Source organism: Haloactinospora alba, from assembly GCF_006717075.1.
Lineage (GTDB): Bacteria > Actinomycetota > Actinomycetes > Streptosporangiales > Streptosporangiaceae > Haloactinospora > Haloactinospora alba.
In genome coordinates, this window is sequence record NZ_VFQC01000003.1 from 183,343 (window position 1) to 201,703 (window position 18,361).

The following is an 18,361-nucleotide window of genomic DNA, read 5'->3' on the forward strand; positions in this document are numbered from 1 at the left end:
CCGCGCCCGACACCCTCCTACCTACCGCGCCCGGAAGCGCCTTATGCGGTGGCCCCCGCCGCGTCGAGGTCGGCGACGCCCGTTATCCGCTGCACCGCGAAACGGTGCACCGCGGCACGGGTGGCGTCGTAGGCGGTGAGGTACCCGCCGTCGACCCGGGACGGTTCGACGATCCTGCTGCTCCTGCGGCCGTCGGAACCCAGGTAACCGATCCACACCTGGCGCCCGTGCTCCGCCGCCTCGGCCAACTCGGACAGGGTCGTCTCGGGCCGCGCCCCCGAGGCGGAACCGGCCGAGGCCGCGGTGTCCCCGGCGCGTACGGCCCGGGCCGCGGCCTCCCGCAGCTTCGGGTCCGGCACCGTGGGCCCCTCCAGGCCGCTGCCGGTGGGGCTCTCACTGGCCCGCTGGCCCTCGGAACGGCTGAGCTGCACCGACCCTTCCGTCGTCTCGGCGACGGGGTGGTAGCCCAGCGACGTCAACCGTTCCAGCAGTACCGGGCGGGTGCTGCGGCTGGCGACGACCGTGGGTGCCAACCGGATGAGGACGAGGTCACCGGTGCGGGTGTCGTGCGTCAGCTCGTCCAACAGGGCGGGATCGTCGCACCGCAGGTAGCTGGACGCGGTACCCGCGCGCAGCCGCCCGTGTTTGCGGGCGGTGTCGGAGATGAGGTACCGCAGCGGCTGCGGCAGCGGGGTGCGGGAGTGGCGCTCCAGGAAGCCGGTCAGTTCCTCCGCGTCGCGCCCGGCGTCTAGGGCGCGACGCACCGACTCGGTGGTGAACCGGTACACGGTGGCGCCGCCGGTGGACTCCACGTCGGCGGCCAGCGCCAGCTCCCGGGCCAGCTCCGGGACGAGCGGCCCCGGCGCGACCGCGGTGAGGTCGCCCTGCACCAGCACCTCCGAACTCGGCCGGGGCAGCTCGGCGGCCAGTTCCGCGGCTGCGCGGGAGTCCTCCCGGTCGGCGGTGCGGGTGTCGCCGCCGGCGGCCTCCTCCAGCAGCGCGCGGGCGTGCGGGGCCAGCGCGCCCCGTCCCGTGAAGCCCAGTACCGTCGCCTCGCGCAGCGCGGCCTCGGCGAGCTCCCCGTAGGCCTCGCCCTGGCGGCGCGGCCGCAACCACTCCAGGTAAGCGGTCACGGAGTCGTGTCGGGGCGCCGTGCCCTCGGCCGTGGCGGCGAGCGCCGTCAGCACGTCGAACCGCACCTCCGGGGCGAGCCGCCGGTCCAAACCCTCGCCGAGGACGTTGCGGGTGCGGCCGCGTTCGTCCTTGGAACCGCTGAGGGCGGGAACCCGGGTGGAGTGCAGCCACGCCTCGGCGAGCCGCAGCCAGCGCCGCTCCGGCGGGGTGCGGCGCCACAGGTCGTATCCGGGGGCCGGCAGCCACGCCCCCGACACCCCGCCGTCGGTGGCGATGAGACCCGCCGCCCGCGCGGTTTCGATGAGCAGCGCGGCGTCCGGCTCCTCGAGCTCCAGTGTCTGGGCGGCGTGGCGTACGTCCCGCACGCCCAGGCCGCCGTTGCGCAACACTCCCGGAGGGTCGTGCGCCCACTGTTCCAGCAGTTCCTCGACCGCGCGCAGGACGGCGAACGCCTGGCCCGCGGCCGCCTGGGTGGCCGCCGCGGGGGAACGCGCGGGCCCGTCGAGGGCGGGGGGCTCCGAGGCGGCCTGGTGGAACAGGTGCCCCTCACGCAGGAACAGCCCCACCTCGCGGGGGAGGGCGACGGTGGTGTCGTCGAGCGGCACCAGCAGCGCCCGGGCGAGGAGCCGGGCGATGGGGGAGGCGTGCGGCGAGGGGTCGATGTCGCGGGTGGCACCGGTGAGAGTGCCGTGGGGCGGACCCCACACGAGCCGGTCCACGACCGGGCGGGCGTCGTCGCCCGCGTCGGCGAGCAGGGAGCCGATCCGGTCCGGGGCGCCGACGTGCGCGGCCAGCCGTTCGGCCAGTTCGCTTCCGTCCTCCCCGGTTCCCGCGGTGGCGGGGTCGAGGCCGGTGGCGGCGGCGATGCCCTCCAGCCGGGAGGTGGGAAGGTCGCCGAGCAGCACCCGCAGGGGAGGACCGAGCCCCGCCGGTGGGGCGAGGATCTCGGTGAGGCCGGGAAGCGGGTGCAGGCGGTGGCTGTCCTCCCAGACCAGGGCGGCGCGGCGCAACGGTTCCAGGGCCCGCCGCACCGGTGCCGGGTCGGTTCCCAGCGCGGCGGCGAGCTCCTCCGGTGCGGTGCCGGGCTCCCCGGTGCCGCGGCCGTCCCCGAGTGCGGCCACCCCCTCGAGTACCTGGAGGCTGAACCGGTCGAGCCGGTCCAGGAGGCGCGTCACGGACGGGCGGGCACTGGCCCGGTCCGCGAGGTCGGCCATGTCGGCGGGAACCGGGGTGCCGAGGTCGGGGCGTGCGGCGAACAGCTCCGCGATGTCGGTGTCGGGAAGGGCGCGCAGCCACGACGTGAATCCGCAAGGACGCCCGGCGGCGCGACCCGCGGTAGCGTCATCGGTCATCGCTCATAACGTTACGCGATCGCCGGGCGCAGCGGGACCGGGGCCGCTGCGCCCGGGGCGTCTCACCCGTCGAACTGCAGGTGTACGGAGCGGACCCCGTCCAGCGGCGGTATCCACTGGGAGTCGTCGCGGCCGCTGCCCAGCGGGGCGCCGGTGCAGTCCGGGCCGGAGTAGAACATGTAGTCGGCGACGGGGTCGGAGTCGGCGAAGCCCACCATGCGCCGGTCGAAGGTGTGGCAACCGTCGCCGACGTCGAGGACTTGGTAGTTGATTCCGGGGCCGGAGTACATCTCCAGGCTGCCGGTCTGTCCGTGGGCCGGCGGCGCGGCGAGGAACGCGGCCGCCGCGGCGGCGCTCAGGACAGCGGGAACGCGCAAGCGCATCCGTGCTCCACTCTCGTTGCAGGGTGCAGGGGTTGTCGCTGCGCCATCCTACATATGCGAACAGTAGTCGGAAGGTAACTTTTCGTTCGGGAAGCGGGAGTGCGCGGCGTGCCCCCGTGACCGGGATCCGGCATAGGGCCGCAAACCGGAACAGACCCCATATGTGCGGCACTATGGGGCGTATGAGCGAGCGCGCCGAACAACTGGTGCTGTCCTACCTGTCACGCGTCGGAGACGCCGCCTACGGGGCCCTGTCACCGCGCCACCGCGCCTCCTACCTCGCCGGTCTGCGATCCCGGATCGAGGCCGCCTGTATCGGAGGGAAGGCAACGCGGGTGGAGGACGTCCGGCGCGTCCTGGAGGAGTTCGGGGATCCCGCCGAGCTCGTCTCCCGCGAGTGCGCGACCGAGGCCGTGCCCGGCCCTCCCGGAGGTCCGGGCGCCGCGGTCACCCCCGAGGAGGAGTCCCAACCGGAGAACCCGAGGCGGGTGCGGCGCGACCCGCCACCCTGGCGCGGCGGTCCCGACGGTGGCTGGCTCGGCCGGGGAGGGGCGTTCGGCCGGCCTTCGGAGGGGATCGCGCCGGGACGGGCCCTGGGCGACCTGGCGCGTGCGGCGCGCCGGAACCCACCGGAGCTGTTGGCCCTTCTCCTCTACCTCGCCAGCGCGGCCGGTTCGGCGCTGGCCGCCGTGTGGCTCCTGGGCGCCGCCCTGGCGGCGCTGAGCCGGGTGTGGACACGGCGCGACAAGTGGGTGGCGCTGGGGGTGCCCGTTGCCGCGACGGCTCTGGGGATGCTGCTGTGGCCGGGAGAGGCGCCCTACATCGACCAGGTCCTTCTCGGTTCTCTCGCGGACACGGGTGTGTACGGGCTGCGTGCCGCCGCGGTGTGCGTTGCGTTCTATTTGGCCGCGCGGACCTCACGCATCACCCGGGAGGCCGCGGACTGACCGGCCCGCACGCCGTGCGGGTCAGACGGGGGTAAAGCTTCGCCAATATTCCGGTTGTCGCGCGGTTCGCGGCACGTCCCGCGGGCGTGTCCCGGAGCATGATGCTCGTGCGTTCCGCGTCGCCCCGCTACAGGGGCGGTCGGGACTCCGCTCAGGTACGGGTACGTGACCGCACCGCATCCAGGATTGGTGGCACCCCGGCTCCGCCGGGTCCCGTCCCACACTCCGCAACCCGCGGGACAGGGGGTGTCGCTGATGGAGGGGCCCGGAGGACCGCATCCGGGCCCCTCACCGCTGGTGGCACGCCACCCGGCCCGGCCGGGGAGCGCGGCGCGGCGTGTCCGCGGGCCACTTGGGGAACGGAACTCTGAGAAGTAACCTTTGAATGCCCCTGTGCGAGGATGGGGCGTGCGGAAGCTGCGGGAGACTCTCCGGTTGACGCGGCCGGTTCGCCGGGCTTCCCTCCTTCGGTCCGACGGCGAGAGCGTGAGGTCACCCGTGCCCACCGGCAAGGTCAAGTGGTACGACAGCGACAAGGGGTTCGGCTTTCTCACCCGCGATGACGGCGGGGAGGTCTTCGTGCATTCCTCCGCGCTACCTCAGGGCGCGACGTCCCTGCGCGCCGGCCAGCGGGTCGAGTTCGGCGTGGTCGAGGGCCGAAAGGGGATGCAGGCGCTCCAGCTGAAGCTCCTCGACGCCCCGCGGTCGGTCGCCAAGGCGACACGCAAGAAGCCGGACGAGATGGTGAGCCTCGTCGAGGACCTGATCCGTCTCCTGGACGGCGTGTCCGGTACGTACCGCAAGGGCAAGCACCCCGACCGCCAGGAGGCGAGCAAGATCGCCCAGGTGCTCCGCCGCGTCGCCGACGACATGGAGGCGTGAGCGGGTCCGCCCGGTGCGGCGCCCCGGTCGGCGCGGACGGGCGGCCGCCCGCCGGGTCGGATGACCGCTGCCGGGAAGCCGGACACGCCGTACCAGGAGTGTGATTTTCGTCACCCTCAATGCGCGGTGATGCCGGTGCGGCGCCGGTTGGCGGGACACCGCGCGCCCGCCGGGCGCGCGCGTGGTCATGTCGGTTACCGCTATCAGCGAAAATGGGAGTGTGAGCCCTAGGCGTCGTTCTCCCACACCAGACCAGGCCTGTATCGAAGCGGTGGACCTCGCGCGCGAAGCGGCCGCCGAGGTCGGACATCCCGAGTGGGTCGGTGACCACCTCGCGGCGAACGTCGAGGACACCCGTCTCGTCACCCACCTGTTCGCCTGCCTCGACCCCGCCTACCCGGGATGGCACTACGCCGTCACCGTCGTGCGCGCGGCGCGCGCCAAGACCGTCACGGTGAACGAGGCGGTGCTGCTGCCCGGAGCCGAGTCCCTGCTGCCGCCCGCGTGGGTGCCGTGGAAGGACCGGCTGCGTCCCGGCGACCTCGGCGTGGGCGACCTGCTGCCGGCCTCCGTGGACGACGAACGGCTGAAACCCGGCTTCACCCAGGTGCCCGACGAGGACGACGAGGAGGGCGTCGACAAGCACCAGGAGTGGGAGCCCGGACTCGGCCGCGCCCGGGTCCTGTCCGAGACCGGCCGCAAGGCCGCGGCGGAACGCTGGTACGAGGGAGAGCCCGGACCGCGCAGCGCCATAGCCACGGCCGCCCCCGCCCCGTGCGCGACCTGCGGTTTCATGACCCCGCTGGCGGGCGGGCTCCGGCAGATGTTCGGAGTGTGCACGAACGAGTACGCCCCCGACGACGGCAAGGTCGTCTCCCTCGACCACGGGTGCGGCGCCCACTCCGAAGCCTCGCACTCCAACCAGCACAGCGAACCCCTCGCGCCCGTCGTCGTGGACGAGTGGGACTACGACCACATCGTCGCCGACGACACGTCGGAACTGGAACTCGTTTCCTCCGACGGTTAGGTCCTGTTTTTCGGACGCTTGTCCTGCTGCGCGCCGCCCCGGCACACCGCCCGGCGGTGTTCTCGTCGGTCGGCGGAGGGTCCGCTCCGCCTCCCTGGCCGGCCGTGCCGGGCGGCACCGGAGACGCCGCTCGCGATGAACAGCGCCCAAAAAACAGGACCAAGGGCCGTCCGGTGGACGCCCGTCCGCCCGCCGCGCGCCGCCACGGCACCGCGCTGGCGCGGCACCGGCGCCGCCCGTGGCGGACACGCTCCGCCGGACGGGCCCCGGGACACCACCGACCGGGACGGCACGCCGGGGCGCTCCCGTCATGACCGGCGCGGACGCGGCCAGCGCGGCGCCGGAACGGAGCGCGGCGGCACGCGTGGCCGGACACGGCCGGACCCGGCCCCTCCCGGGCTCCCCGGCGCGGTACAGTCGCACGCGCGCCTTCCGGGACGCGCACAACGGAACCGCGCGCCACCTACGGCGGGAACGGCAGCGGTACCGTGTCCGCGGCCGCCGCACCCGCCCACGCATTCGAGGTCACCACCGCCGACCCGGGAGGACCAGTCATGACCCGCACCCAGGACGACCCGTTCGGCACCGCCGAACTCCGCAGACGCGTCCTCGACGGATGGGCTGACTCCCCGGCGCGGTTCCGCGAGGACGCCAACGCCCACGAGGACTACACCCGCGACGGGTACCACGACCGCGTCATCGTGGAGCTCGCCCAGAACGCCGCGGACGCCGCCCGCCGCGCGGGAACCACCGGGAAACTCCACCTGGACCTGGACAACACCCTGCTGACCGCCGCGAACACCGGAGCGCCGCTGGACGCCGACGGTGTGGAGTCCCTCGCGACGTTGCGGGCCTCCGCCAAACGCGACCAGGCCGCGGCCACCGGGCGGTTCGGCGTGGGCTTCTCCGCCGCCGCCGCGGTCAGCGACGACATCACCGCCACCTCGCGGGACGGCGCCGTCTGCTGGAGTCTGCACCGTGCCCGGACCGCCGTCGAGAGCGAGCTGCTGGAGACCGGACGCGCCCGCAGCGGCCTCGCCGAGGAGATCCACCGGCGCGGCGGCGACCTCCCGATGCTGCGCCTTCCGTTCCCCGCCCCGCACGAGCCCCCGCCGGAGGGATACGACACGGCCGTGCTCCTGCGGCTGCGCGACAGTGACGCCCGCGAACGCGTGGTCGAACTGCTGGACGAGACCAGCGAGACGCTGCTGCTCGCACTGCCTTACCTCACCGAGGTGTGGGTCACCGTCGACGGGGCGCACCGCCGTATCACCCGCAGCAGCGCCCCCGACAGCCCCGACGTCCACACCCGCGCCGCCGACGACTCCGCGACCCGCGACACCCGGTGGCGCACCGTCACCCGTACCGGGCGGCTCTCCCCGGACACGCTCGCGGACCGTCCCGCCGAGGAACGCGCCCGCCCGGACTGGGCCGTCACCTGGGCGGTTCCGCTGCGCGAGGACGGCGGACCCGGCGAGCTCCCCGCCGCCGCCCGGGTGGTGCACGCGCCCACACCCAGTGACGCGGTCCTGTCCCTGCCGGCGCTGCTCATCGGCACCTTCCCGCTCACCCCCGACCGCAGGCACATCGCGGCCGGTCCGGCGACCGACGCGCTCCTCACCGAAGCGGCCGGAGCCTACTGCGACCTGCTCGGCCTCCTCGACGCCCGCACCGCCCTCGACCTCGTCCCCGCCACCCCCGCCGCCGCGGGCGAGTTCGACGGGATGCTGCGTTCCGCCCTGACCAAACCCCTCCAGGAAACCCCGTTCCTGGTCACCGAGACCGGAGAGCCGGTCCGGCCCCGGGACGCCGCCGTCATCGACGGCGGAGCCGAGGTCACCCGGGCCGTGTCCGACCTCGCGCCCAGCGCCCTGCCCGGGTCCTGGAACCCCAACCACCCCGCCCTGGCCCAGCTGCGGGTGCGCCGCGTCGGCCTGGCCGAGCTCGCCGACCAGCTCGCCGACGCGGACCGGGAGCCGGAATGGTGGCGGCGCCTGTACGCGGCGCTGCGCACCTCCGGAACGCACGGCACCGACCTCGGCGACCTCGGCGCTCTGCCGGTCCCGCTCGCCGACGGCCGCACCGTGCGCTCCCCGCGCGGCCTCCTCGCCCCCACCGGTCCCGCGTTCGACACGGGCGACCTCGACCCGCAGGGACTGTCCCCCCTGGGGGTGCGGATCGTCCACCCCGACGCGATGGACCCCCTGCTGCTGCGGCTCGGCGCGGTGGAGGCCGACGAGGACGCGGTCCTCACCGACCCGCTCACCCGGGAAGCGGTGCGCAACTCGCTGGACGCCGACGACCCCGAGGAGGTCACGGGCCCCGTCCTGGCTCTGGCCGCTCTCGCCGGCACCACCGCGGCAGAGGAGCCCTGGCTGGCGGAGCTGGCGCTGCGCGACAGCGACGGCGGCTACTCGCCCGCCGGTGAGCTCCTGCTGCCCGACAGCCCCCTGCACGACATCCTCACCGACGACGCCCCGTTCGGCACCCTCGCCGCGGACCTCGTGGACAGCCACGGGCAGCGCACCCTGGAGAAGGTCGGCGTGGTGTCCACCTTCACCCTGGTGCGGGCCACGGAGGTGCCGCTGGGCCCCAGCCTCCCCGACAGTCTGGACGGGGCGTGGCTGGCGGACCTGGACCTGTGGGCGCGCGAGGTGGAGGACTCCCTCGGCGAGACCGGAACGCCGCCGGTGGTGACGGAACTGGTGGGGGTCGCGGACCTGGAGTTCGTCCGCGACGACCGCTGGCCCCAGGCCCTGGAGCTCATCGCCGGATCGGACGAGCTGCGCGCGGCCGTCGTCGAACCCGCCCGTGTCGTGACGGGGGAGGGGGCCACGGCCGACACCCGCTCCTACACCGCCTGGTGGCTGCGGCACGTTCCGGTGGTGGACGGCCGCGAACCCGCCGCGCTGCGCACCGCACACGCCGAGCCGGCCCTCGCCGCGCTGTACGACCGGGCACCCGAGGGGTTGGACACCCGGCTCGCCCTGGCGCTGGGCGTACGGCACACCACGGAGGACCTCCTGGCCGAACCCGACGGGCCCGACGACCTCCTGCGGCGCCTCGCCGACCCGCAGCGGCACGTGCCCCGCCGGCACCTGCCCCGGTTGTGGGCGGCGCTGGCGCGGGTGGAACCGGACCGCGTGTCCCCGCCCGAGGTGGTGCGCGCGGTGCGCGACGGCGCCGTCGTGACCGCCGACGCGGAGGAGGCCGTGGTCGTGGATGCGCCCGACCTGCTCCCGTTGCTGGCTCAGCGTCCGGTGGTCCTCGCCCCGGCGGGTGTGGCGGCGGCCCTCGCCGACGTGCTGGACCTGGCCCTGGCCAGCGAGGAGGTTCCCGGCCGCGTCACCACGCTCGGAGAGGTGCGCAACGTCCCCGAGGAGGTGCGGTCGTTCCTGGACACCAGCGCCACCACCTACGTGCACCACGAACGGTTGCTGGTGGACGGGGTGGCGGTCAGCTGGCGGTGCGGCGCGGACGCGCTGCACGCCTCGGGTGTCGACGGGCTCGCCCGCGCACTGTGCTGGGCCGCTGGCCAGTGGCAGCGGCGGCACCTGGTGGCCGCGGCGCTGCACCACCCGGACACGCTGCCCGAGCTGCTGGCGGAGACCGAGGTAGGAAGTTCAGAAGATGTGTAAAAACGTGCGCATGTTCTGAGTCGTCGTACTGCTACGCGGCGTTTGTCTCGACTAGTGCCGTGACCGTCTGGACAACCTCACACCCCAAACAATCACGGCCAAAGCACTAGCAAGGGCTGTACCGGTCCTGCAGCGAGAATCCCTCAGTCCGCGGGCGTAGAAGACGCAGTGCTGCGAAGCCCGGACGCTGAGCGGACGAGTGATGCAATGTCCGGTGAGTGACTGTTTGGCGGCCATGCGAGCACCGTGGTGACGTCCGGTGCGTCGACGACGGGCACCGCGACGTGAGCGGGCCACTGCCAGGCACGGCTGGAGGCGGGAATGACGAGCAGCGTCTTGCCGAGCGCCACGAGCTGAGCGAGCTGCGACTGGGTGTGCACCTCCGGCCCGGGCCCGTCCGGGTAGGACCCGTCGATCCGGGGCCATCGAGCGAGCGGCAGGTCCGGCACGTCGCTGACCTCCGCCAGCGTGAGCTGACTGCGTGATGCGAGCGGATGGCCCGCAGGAAGGAGCGCGATCTGGCCTTCGACGTAGAGGTCCTCGGTGTCGAACCCGGCGAGGTCGTCGAATGGCTGGTGCATGAGTGCCACGTCGGCGCGCCCGTTGCGCAGTAGCTGTGCCTGCTCGCCGACCTCGCACAGGAGGACGTCGACCGGCGGCGCGCTGGGTTCGCTCGCAAACGTGTCGAGGAGGCGCTGCAGCAGCTCGTGGGATGCCCCGGCTTTCGTCACGAGCACTAGTGGCCGCTTCAGGTCCCCGGCGCGCCGCGTCCGGCGCGCAGCGGCCGCGACCGCATCGAGGGCCGCTTGGGCCTCGCGGAGCAGGACCTCGCCAGCCTCGGTAAGCGCTGCTCCACGACGGTTCCGGTCGAAGAGCTGGACGCCGATCCGCCGCTCCAGCTGGCGGATCGCGCGTGAGAGCGGCGGTTGTTCGATACCGAGCCGAACGGCGGCGCGACCGAAGTGCAGCTCCTCGGCGACGGCGACGAAGTAGCGGAGCTCGCGAGTCTCAAGATCGTCCACGGACGCAGCCTAGCGTCTGATACCTGGCGAGTATCACAGCGTGCTGCATCGATCTTGGACGACGAGCGCACGGCTCGCCGAGCATGGATCGCGTGAACGACACGAAGACCGCGCTAGTTACTGGCGCAAACAAGGGAATCGGTTTCGCTATCGCACAGGGCCTTGGGGCGATCGGCTTCACGGTCGGAGTGGGCGCACGCGACGACGCCAGGCGCGAGGAGGCCGTCGAGCGTCTGCGGTCCGCAGGCATCGAAGCGTTCGGGGTCGCCCTCGACGTCACCTCCGACGACAGCGTCGCTGCGGCGGCAGCGACCATCGAGCGGACGGCAGGACGGCTCGACGTGCTCGTCAATAACGCGGGTATCTCCGGCCGGACCGACGGTGGCGCACAGGATCCGACGACGCTCGACCTCGACGTCGTCCGCACCGTCCTCGACACGAACGTGTTCGGGGTAGTTTGGGTGACGAACGCGATGCTCCCGCTGCTTAGCCGCGCAAACTCGCCGCGCATCGTCAACATGTCGAGCAACATGGGGTCATTGACACTGCAGACCGGCCCGATCATGGCCGCTTACGCACCGTCGAAGTCGATGCTCAACAGCGTCACGGCACAGTACGCCCGCCAACTCGCCGACACGAACGTCATCGTGAACGCCGCCTGCCCCGGCTACGTCGCGACCGACTTCACCGGTTTCAACGCGCCGCGGACGCCCGAGCAGGGTGCCGCCATCGCAATCCGACTCGCCACCCTTCCGGATGACGGGCCACGCGGCGGCTTCTTCGACGACGAGGGCGTCGTCCCCTGGTAACCCGGACGGACGGGAGGGCGCCGGCGCCAGACCGCACCGTCCCTCCCGTCCGCCACCGAACCGTTCTCCGCAGCGGCTCGACCCGCACGGACCGTCGGCTGTGTACTTCGCTGCGACCGCGTCCGCATCCGTAGCGAAAAAGGCCACCACTGGGCCGCCCCCGAGCAGCATGACCAAGCACCCCAGACAATCACGGCCAAAGCACTAGCCAGGCGAGGTTGCGGGCGGTATTGCGGTCGCGGTCCAGACGCAAACCGCAGGCATGACAGGAAAAGATCCGCGTGGATGGGCGCAGTCTGGCTTTCACCACGCCACCCGCGGAACACGTTTTACTAGGCTGAGGCGTCGCTCGTCGCGAACAGCGTCCATCAAACAGGACCTGGAGGAGACCTCTCCGGCCGGCGGGGCGTGAGGAGGCCGCCCGCGCCGGTCACCGCGCCACGCGGAAGAACCCCTCGGCGATCAGGGAACGCAGGATGTCGGGGGTGCGCTCCCGCACCTCGGTGGTCTCCCGGCCGGTCAGCTCCGCGATGACGTCCAGGAGCGGACCCACGGGCATGGTCCCGTCGCAGACGCTGGCCAGCGCCGCCTCCACAGTGCCGACCTGGGCCACCCGCCGGGTGCCGTTCCGCTGCCGCAGCAGGATGCGTTCCGGGTCGGGCGCCCCGGGCACGCTGACGCGCTCCTCCACCACGTCGGAGGCCACCGCCACGTGCGCCGACAGCAGGGCGGCGTCGGTGAGCCGGTGCGCGGTCATCGCCCCGTCGACGACACCGGGCAGGTAGCTCCCCACCGGGGTCTCCACCTCGTGCCGCAGCTCCTCCACCCGCACGGTGGCGTCCTGGGCGGCGTCGTTGCGCAGGCAGATCCAGCCGAACCCGACCCCGTCGACGCCCTCCCTCTCGAAGTGCCCCAGCCACGCGTCGTAACGCCGGTCGTACTCGGGGGTGCCGTGCTCGCACGCGTCGCGCAGCCACAGCTCCACGTACTCGGCCGGGTCCTGGGAGTCGCGCTGCACCACCCAGCCCGAACAGCCGGTGCCCGACACCCACGAACCGACCCTGTCGCGCCAGTCCGCGCCGTCGGTGTGCGTCCAGTTCGCGAGGATCTGGCACCAGCCGCCCTCGGTGAGGTGGTCGGGAGCGTTGCGCACGACCTCCGCGCAGAACGCGTCCCCGGGGAACTCGGTCTCCCGGTAGGGATAGCGGGCCGGGTCGGGGGTGATGACGAACGGCGGGTTGGACACGATGAGGTCGAACCGCTGGTCGGCGACGGGTTCGTACAGCGACCCCTGGAGCAGGTGGACGTTGTCCACCCCGGACAGGGCGCAACTGATGTCGGCCAGTTCCAGCGCGCGGGGGTTGACGTCGGTCGCGTACACCTCGGAGGCCCGGCCGGCCAGGTGCAGGGCCTGCACCCCGCAGCCGGTTCCCAGGTCGAGGGCGCGTTCCACGGGGCCGTCCACGAGCAGGGACGACAGGGTGGCCGAGGCCCCGCCGGCCCGCACCACGTGCTGCGCGTCCGGAGTGCCCTGACCGGGAAGGACCGGAAAGTCCGACACCAGGTAGCCCCGCCGGTCCCCGTCCAGGTCGCGGGGTTCCAGGCGTACGCGGGAGCGCACCTCACCCTCGTGCGCCGCGAGCAACCCGGCGTCGGTGAGCTCCCGCAGGGGGAGCAGGTTGGCGACGGTCCGCTCGGGCACGGGATACCCCAGCCACCACAGCCGCAGTAACACCCCCAGCGGTTCCTCTCCACCGGTGGCGCGCAGGGCCGGCCGGAGCTGGTCCCGGGCGAGCGCCCGCGCCGCGGTGTCACCGAGGCGGTCGCGCACACCCGAGACGGTGTAGTCGGCCTCGGCCAGGGCGCTGCGGAGCTGTTCGGCTACGGGGCGGGGGAAGGGTCTCAACGTTGCAGACACGGGCCCATTATCGGCCAGACGCGCGGCCGTTCACGCCAGCGGCCCACGGTCACGGATCCTGGTCGGGGCGGGGCGCCGTAGTGTCTCCGGCACCGTCCGCGCCCCGCTCCTCGCCGTCCTCGGGCGCGTCCCCGCCGGATGCCCCGTCTCCGCCGGCGGTGCCGTACTCCGCGTTGCGCTCCTCGGCCTCCGCGCGTTTGCGCAGCAGCCGGGGGATGTAGAGGTAACCGAACACACCCAGCGCGATCCCGGTGAGGCACACTCCGATCCACCAGCGGTCCTCCTCCGCAAGCCGGTCACCCAGGGCCAGCAGGACCAGCAGCGCAGCGAGCCACGCCAGCGTTCCCAGGGCGGTGGGGACGCGGTAGTCGCCCTCCAGGACTTCGGGGTCGGGCCGGCGTGGCTGTCGCACGCTTCCAGACTAGGTCCTGTTTTTTGGGCGCTGTTCGTCGCGAGCGGCGTCTCCGGTGCCGCCCCGGCACGGCCGGCCAGGGAGGCGGAGCGGACCCTCCGTCGACCGACGAGAACGCCGCCGGGCGGGGTGCCGGGGCGGCGCGCAGCAGGACAAGCGTCCGAAAAACAGGACCCGGCCCGTTCGGCGGATGCCGCCCGTGACGGGCGGTGCGGTACCGGAGCGGCAGCGCAGCGTCCGTCGGACAGGCCCTAGGCTTTTGCCGCGCCGTGTCGCGCCGTCCGTCCCCGAGCACGGGGGCGGAGAAATGCGGCGACGCGCGATACTGTTAGCAAAAGTAATGAGTCATGCTAATGAAGAAGCCTCATCTCTCCCGACAGACCCGAACCGACGCGGGCCTGGCAGCGGTACTGCGCGTTTCCGTGAGCAGGCTGACCAGGAGACTCAGAGCGCAACGTCCGGACGCCTCCCTGTCACTGGGGCAGGGGGCGGTGCTGTTCGCCCTGGCCCAGCAGGGCCAGATGACGCCGGGAGCGCTGGCCGACCACGAGAAGGTGCAGCCCCCGTCGATGACGCGGATCATCACGGGGCTGGAGGAACGCGGGCTGGTGCGCAAGACGCCGCATCCCCAGGACCGGCGCCAACTGCTGGTGGACCTGACCGAGGAGGGACACTCACTGGTGCGGCTCGACCAGCGGCGCCGCGAGGCGTGGCTCACCAAGCGTCTGGCGGAACTGACCCCGCAGGAGAAGGAGACCCTGCGCTCGGCGACGGAGATCCTGGACCGGATCAGCCAGTCGTGACGGCGACTGCCTCCGAGGAGTCCCCGGAGGGCGCCGACCCCGAACCCGAACCCCCGCCGAACGGGCGCACGGCCATGTTCCGCTCCCTGGCCGTGCGCAACTTCCGGCTGTTCGCCGGCGGCCAGGTCGTCTCCAACACCGGAACCTGGATGCAGCGCATCGCCCAGGACTGGCTGGTGCTGCAACTCAGCGGCGGCAGCGGGATCGCCCTGGGGCTCACCACCGCCCTGCAGCTCCTCCCGATGCTGCTGTTGGGACTGTGGGGCGGAACCCTCGTCGACCGGCTGGGCAAACGCCGCCTGCTGTTCGTCACCCAGGCGAGCCAGAGCGTCCTCGCCCTCGCCCTGGGCGTGCTCGCCACGGCCGGGATCGCCAACGTGTGGCACGTGTACGTGTTCGCGTTCGCCCTGGGGATCGTCACCGTCGTGGACAACCCCGCCCGCCAGACCTTCGCGGTGGAGATGGTCGGCAAACGCGACCTGCCCAACGCGATCGCGCTGAACAGCGCCAGCTTCCAACTCGGCCGGGTGGTCGGGCCCGCCGTCGCCGGGCTGCTCATCGCCGCGATCGGCAGCGGCCCGGTGTTCGTCCTCAACGCGTTCTCCTTCAGCGCCACCCTGGTCGCCCTGGCACTGATGCGCCCCGCGGAACTGCACACCACCGAACCCGCCCCCCGCGACAAGGGGCAGGTCCGCCAGGGGCTGCGCTACCTCCTGGGCCGGAGAGACCTGGTGCTGCTGCTCGTCATGACCGCGTTCCTGCAGATGTTCGGCTCCAACGTGCAGAACCAGATCGCGCTCATGACGAACAACGTCTTCACCGCCGGCGCGGACGCCTTCGGCATCGCCGCGGCTGCGCTCGCGGTGGGCGCCCTGGCCGGGGCACTGCTGGCGGCCCGCCGGGAACGGCCGCGGCTGCGCGTGGTGCTGGCCGGCGCCCTCGTGTTCGGTGCGACCCAGGTCGGCGCTGCCGTCGCGCCCGGTTACCCGGGGTTCACCGCCGTGCTGGTCCCCATGGGGGTGGCCTTCCTGATGTTCACCACCTCACTCAACGCGTTCTTCCAGCTCAGCGTTGACCCGCAACTGCGCGGGCGGGTCATGAGCATGTACATGCTGGTGTTCCTCGGGATGGCTCCCATCGGTTCTCCCATCGTCGGTGTCCTCGCCGACGCGTTCGGTCCCCGTACGAGCCTGGCGACCGGCGGAACGGTGACGGTACTGGTGGCGGCTCTCATCGCCGCGCTGCTCGTCCGCCACCACAACGTCCGGGTGGAACGCTCGCCCGCCTTCCCGTTCGTGCGCGTCGCCCGGAACAGGGAACACGAGAGCGGCTGAGACCCTTTCGCCGACTGTGGATCGGATGACATCCTGCCCCGCAACAACCGCATCACGGGAAGGAGGCGGGGTGAGACTGTTCCTCGCGGTGTATCCCACAGGGGAGGTACTCGACGGGGTCGCCGAGGCCGTGCGCGAACTCAGGGACGCCAACCCCCGCCTGCGCTGGACCGGTCGGGACGACTGGCACCTCACCCTGCTGTTCCTCGGTGAGGTCTCCGAGGAGGGCATCGGGGACCTGCGGGAGCGGTTCGCGGCCGAGATCCCCCGGCACCCGCGTATGCGGCTGGCCGTGCGCGGCGCGGGCACGTTCCCCGGCGACGCCGCCAGCGCACGCGTCCTGTGGGCCGGGATCGAGGGCGACGTGGACCCGTTGGCGGACCTGGCCGGTGCGGTCTCCAGAACGGCGCGCAGGGCCGGCGTCGCGGTGCAGCGCCGCCCGTACGTCCCCCACGTCACCCTCGCCCGCAGCCGCGAACCCGTTGACGCGAGCGAGCTGCGCACGGAGCTGCTGGAGTTCGCCACCCCGTTCTGGGAGGCGGGTGAGGTGCACCTCGTGCACAGCCGCCCCGGGCAGCAGCCCCGGTACCGCACCGTCGACACGTGGGCGCTAAGCTGAACACGAGGTACTGACCAGCCGCGAAGCGGGGCGCCCTGTTGAGCATGCTCACCAACAACCGGAAGCAGCGCTGGCTGCTGCCCACCGTGCTCGCGGCCATCATGCTCATCGTGATCGCCGGCGCGCTGCTGGGATAGCGCGCGGACACTCCCGCCCGCCGCTCGAACCGACCGGGTCGGGATCCGGAGCCGCCGCTCCCCGTCACCCTTCGGGCTTCGTCGGCCACGTTTGGTAGTTTCCCGCTGTGCCGAAACACCAACACGAATTCCCCCTCGAGCTCTTCCACTACCATCCCGGGCTCGCTCCCGAACTGCTCGGCCACGCGTTCTCCCTCGACCTGCCCTCCTACGACGAAGCCCGGCTCGCCTCGGGGGAGCTGACGGACCGCCAGCCCACGGAGTACCGCGCCGACGGTGTCGTCGCGCTGTTCGAGGAGCACACGGCGGTATCGGTCATCGTGGTGGAAGTGCAGCTCCGCCGCGACGAGGAGAAGCGCTCCACCTGGCCGGTGTACACCGCGACGCTGGCGCGCCGGTGGAAGTGCCCGGTCGCGCTGCTCGTGCTCTGCCCCGACGAACGGACCGCGTCCTGGTGCGCCGAGCCGGTCGACGTGGGTTACGGGCGCCACGTCCTGCGGCCGCAGGTGCTGGGTCCCAGAGCCACACCCCTGGTAACCGAACAGGAGCAGGCCGACCGGAACCCGGAACTGGCAGTGCTGTCCGTGCTGGCGCACAGTGGGGACAGCCGGGTACTGCGCACGTTCCACGACGCGTTGCGGCTCGTGGATGACGAGCGTGCCGGACTGTATGTTGACTATGTGGCCTCCGTGTTGCCGGACGTTGCGAGGAAAGAGCTGGAGGAGCTGTTGGTGGCCGGAACCGAGGAGTACAGGAGCGACTTCGCGCGTAAGTACTTCACCCAGGGCGAGGCTCGGGGCGAGGCCAGAGGCGAGGCCAAGGGTGAGGCCAGGGGCGAGGCCCGGAGCGTGCTCGCGGTGTTGGAGGCCCGGGGGATCGCGGTGCCGGAGGACGTGCGGTCGCGGATCACCGGTTGCGCCGACACGGAGCAGCTCAACGTGTGGGTGCGCCGGGCGGCTGTCGTCGACAGCGCCGAGGAACTGTTCGACTGAGCACCGCCCCGCTGCGATCCGGACGGTGAGGTGACCGGGCACCGTCCCGCCCTCGCGCCGGCCCGCTGCGGACCGGCCGGCGCGACGGAGGGCGGTACCGCGGTCACGCCGAGGCGGACACCCGGCTGAGGGCCATGGCGATCAACGCCGCGTTGTCCGCGGCATCGGTCCCGTCGGGCCCGCGTAGCGTGTCCTCCAGTCCCATCCGGATGTCGTGCCCGTCCGCGAGGGCGGCGTCCAGCAGCGGCCACGCCGTGTCGTCACTGCCGTGCAGCATCCGCGGCGGGGCGGCGTCGCACTGGTCGAGGACCTCGTTGATGGCGGCGGCGTTGTTCAGCGCGTCCTCCCGGGTGGGCTGGGTCGGTTCGATGAGCACGGCATACACGTACGGCGCCAGCTCGGTGGCGGCCAGGATCCGGGTGGACTCCACGGTCCACACCCCGGCCTCCACCGGGACACGCCGGTCGATGAGCAACCGCGCCACCTCCACCGACCCGGGTTCGTGCAGGTTCACCGTGGCGGAGTCCGGGAGGGCGCCCCACCGCTGGATCATGTCGTAACGGCGCCACGGGTCCGGTTCGGCCGACAGTGCCGTCGTGACGCTGATCGGCACCCCCGGGACCTCGGTCCGGAGCTGTTCCAGCACCGGGGTCAGGACCTGTGGCTCCAACGACTCGGCGCCGTGCGCGTCGCGAGGGTGGATGTGGATCTCGGTGGCGCCCGCGGCGACGGCCGCGCGGGCGTCGCTGACGAGCTGGTCGGCGGACACGGGCAGGGCCGGGTGGGCCGTGGGTCGGCGGTCACCGTTCAGGCAGGCGACGATCCTCATCAGTAATCTGGGCGTGGTGACTCCCGCCGCGTGTGCGGGAGAGGTAACGCCTTCCTCCTTCCGTGCGGTGTCGGTGTGGTTTCTTCCGCCGGCCCTGTGCAGGGCCGGCGTGGAGCGGGGCCG

Annotated in this window: 16 protein-coding genes; 9 read left to right on the forward strand and 7 right to left on the reverse strand. The window is 72.7% G+C overall.

Annotation, left to right across the window (positions count from 1 at the left end; genetic code table 11):
• Positions 1-41 precede the first annotated feature (41 nt).
• Positions 42-2,486, reverse strand: coding sequence for a helicase-associated domain-containing protein (locus FHX37_RS21355; protein WP_141926080.1), 2,445 nt, complete (start codon positions 2,484-2,486; stop codon positions 42-44).
• 62 nt (positions 2,487-2,548) lie between these two features.
• Positions 2,549-2,869: a hypothetical protein gene (locus tag FHX37_RS21360; protein ID WP_141926081.1), complete on the reverse strand. Its 321-nt coding sequence runs from the start codon at positions 2,867-2,869 to the stop codon at positions 2,549-2,551.
• A 182-nt stretch (positions 2,870-3,051) separates the two neighbouring features.
• On the opposite strand from FHX37_RS21360, the gene FHX37_RS21365 reads away from it, so the two are divergent.
• The 4 genes from FHX37_RS21365 to FHX37_RS21380 all read left to right on the forward strand — a co-directional run bounded on the left by FHX37_RS21365 (position 3,052) and on the right by FHX37_RS21380 (position 9,363).
• Complete coding sequence (locus FHX37_RS21365; RefSeq protein WP_141926082.1) at positions 3,052-3,816, forward strand: HAAS signaling domain-containing protein; 765 nt, start codon at positions 3,052-3,054, stop codon at positions 3,814-3,816.
• Positions 3,817-4,314: 498 nt separating this feature from the next.
• The gene (locus FHX37_RS21370; RefSeq protein WP_141926083.1) at positions 4,315-4,698 is read left to right on the forward strand and encodes a cold-shock protein; all 384 of its coding nucleotides are present in this window, start codon (positions 4,315-4,317) and stop codon (positions 4,696-4,698) included.
• Positions 4,699-4,969: 271 nt separating this feature from the next.
• Complete coding sequence (locus FHX37_RS21375) at positions 4,970-5,725, forward strand: DUF3027 domain-containing protein (protein ID WP_141926282.1); 756 nt, start codon at positions 4,970-4,972, stop codon at positions 5,723-5,725.
• A gap of 554 nt (positions 5,726-6,279) precedes the next feature.
• The gene (locus FHX37_RS21380; protein WP_141926084.1) at positions 6,280-9,363 is read left to right on the forward strand and encodes a sacsin N-terminal ATP-binding-like domain-containing protein; all 3,084 of its coding nucleotides are present in this window, start codon (positions 6,280-6,282) and stop codon (positions 9,361-9,363) included.
• Positions 9,364-9,506: 143 nt separating this feature from the next.
• Here FHX37_RS21380 and FHX37_RS21385 read toward each other — a convergent pair whose 3' ends face one another.
• A complete protein-coding gene (locus FHX37_RS21385; RefSeq protein ID WP_141926085.1) occupies positions 9,507-10,385 on the reverse strand; it encodes a LysR family transcriptional regulator in 879 nt (292 codons plus the stop codon).
• A gap of 83 nt (positions 10,386-10,468) precedes the next feature.
• Here FHX37_RS21385 and FHX37_RS21390 point away from each other — a divergent pair, with 83 nt between their 5' ends.
• A complete protein-coding gene (locus FHX37_RS21390; protein ID WP_141926086.1) occupies positions 10,469-11,194 on the forward strand; it encodes an SDR family oxidoreductase in 726 nt (241 codons plus the stop codon).
• 190 nt (positions 11,195-11,384) lie between these two features.
• Here the strand turns inward: FHX37_RS21390 and FHX37_RS23935 are convergent, their stop codons facing one another.
• Genes FHX37_RS23935 through FHX37_RS21405 form a run of 3 tightly spaced genes read right to left on the reverse strand, consistent with a single transcriptional unit; the run spans position 11,385 to position 13,524 of the window.
• On the reverse strand, positions 11,385-11,570 hold the full coding sequence (locus FHX37_RS23935) for a zinc ribbon domain-containing protein (RefSeq protein WP_141926283.1): 186 nt from the start codon (positions 11,568-11,570) through the stop codon (positions 11,385-11,387).
• Positions 11,571-11,624: 54 nt separating this feature from the next.
• Positions 11,625-13,112 carry a DUF7059 domain-containing protein gene (locus FHX37_RS21400; RefSeq protein WP_141926087.1) on the reverse strand — a complete coding sequence of 496 codons (1,488 nt, stop codon included), beginning with the start codon at positions 13,110-13,112 and terminating at the stop codon, positions 11,625-11,627.
• Between the two features lie 49 nt (positions 13,113-13,161).
• A complete protein-coding gene (locus FHX37_RS21405; RefSeq protein WP_141926088.1) occupies positions 13,162-13,524 on the reverse strand; it encodes a DUF2530 domain-containing protein in 363 nt (120 codons plus the stop codon).
• 353 nt (positions 13,525-13,877) lie between these two features.
• Here FHX37_RS21405 and FHX37_RS21410 point away from each other — a divergent pair, with 353 nt between their 5' ends.
• The 4 genes from FHX37_RS21410 (at position 13,878) to FHX37_RS21425 (ending at position 17,409) form a co-directional block, all read left to right on the forward strand.
• Positions 13,878-14,327 (forward strand): MarR family winged helix-turn-helix transcriptional regulator, encoded by a 450-nt coding sequence (locus FHX37_RS21410; protein ID WP_141926089.1) that lies wholly within the window; start codon positions 13,878-13,880, stop codon positions 14,325-14,327.
• 74 nt (positions 14,328-14,401) lie between these two features.
• A complete protein-coding gene (locus FHX37_RS21415) occupies positions 14,402-15,661 on the forward strand; it encodes an MFS transporter (RefSeq protein WP_141926284.1) in 1,260 nt (419 codons plus the stop codon).
• Positions 15,662-15,731: 70 nt separating this feature from the next.
• The gene (gene thpR, locus FHX37_RS21420) at positions 15,732-16,280 is read left to right on the forward strand and encodes an RNA 2',3'-cyclic phosphodiesterase (RefSeq protein ID WP_141926090.1); all 549 of its coding nucleotides are present in this window, start codon (positions 15,732-15,734) and stop codon (positions 16,278-16,280) included.
• Positions 16,281-16,524: 244 nt separating this feature from the next.
• A complete protein-coding gene (locus FHX37_RS21425; RefSeq protein WP_141926091.1) occupies positions 16,525-17,409 on the forward strand; it encodes a hypothetical protein in 885 nt (294 codons plus the stop codon).
• Between the two features lie 103 nt (positions 17,410-17,512).
• Here FHX37_RS21425 and FHX37_RS21430 read toward each other — a convergent pair whose 3' ends face one another.
• Entirely contained in the window at positions 17,513-18,238 is a 726-nt protein-coding gene (locus FHX37_RS21430; protein ID WP_141926092.1) for a 3-keto-5-aminohexanoate cleavage protein, read from the reverse strand.
• Positions 18,239-18,361: the final 123 nt, after the last annotated feature.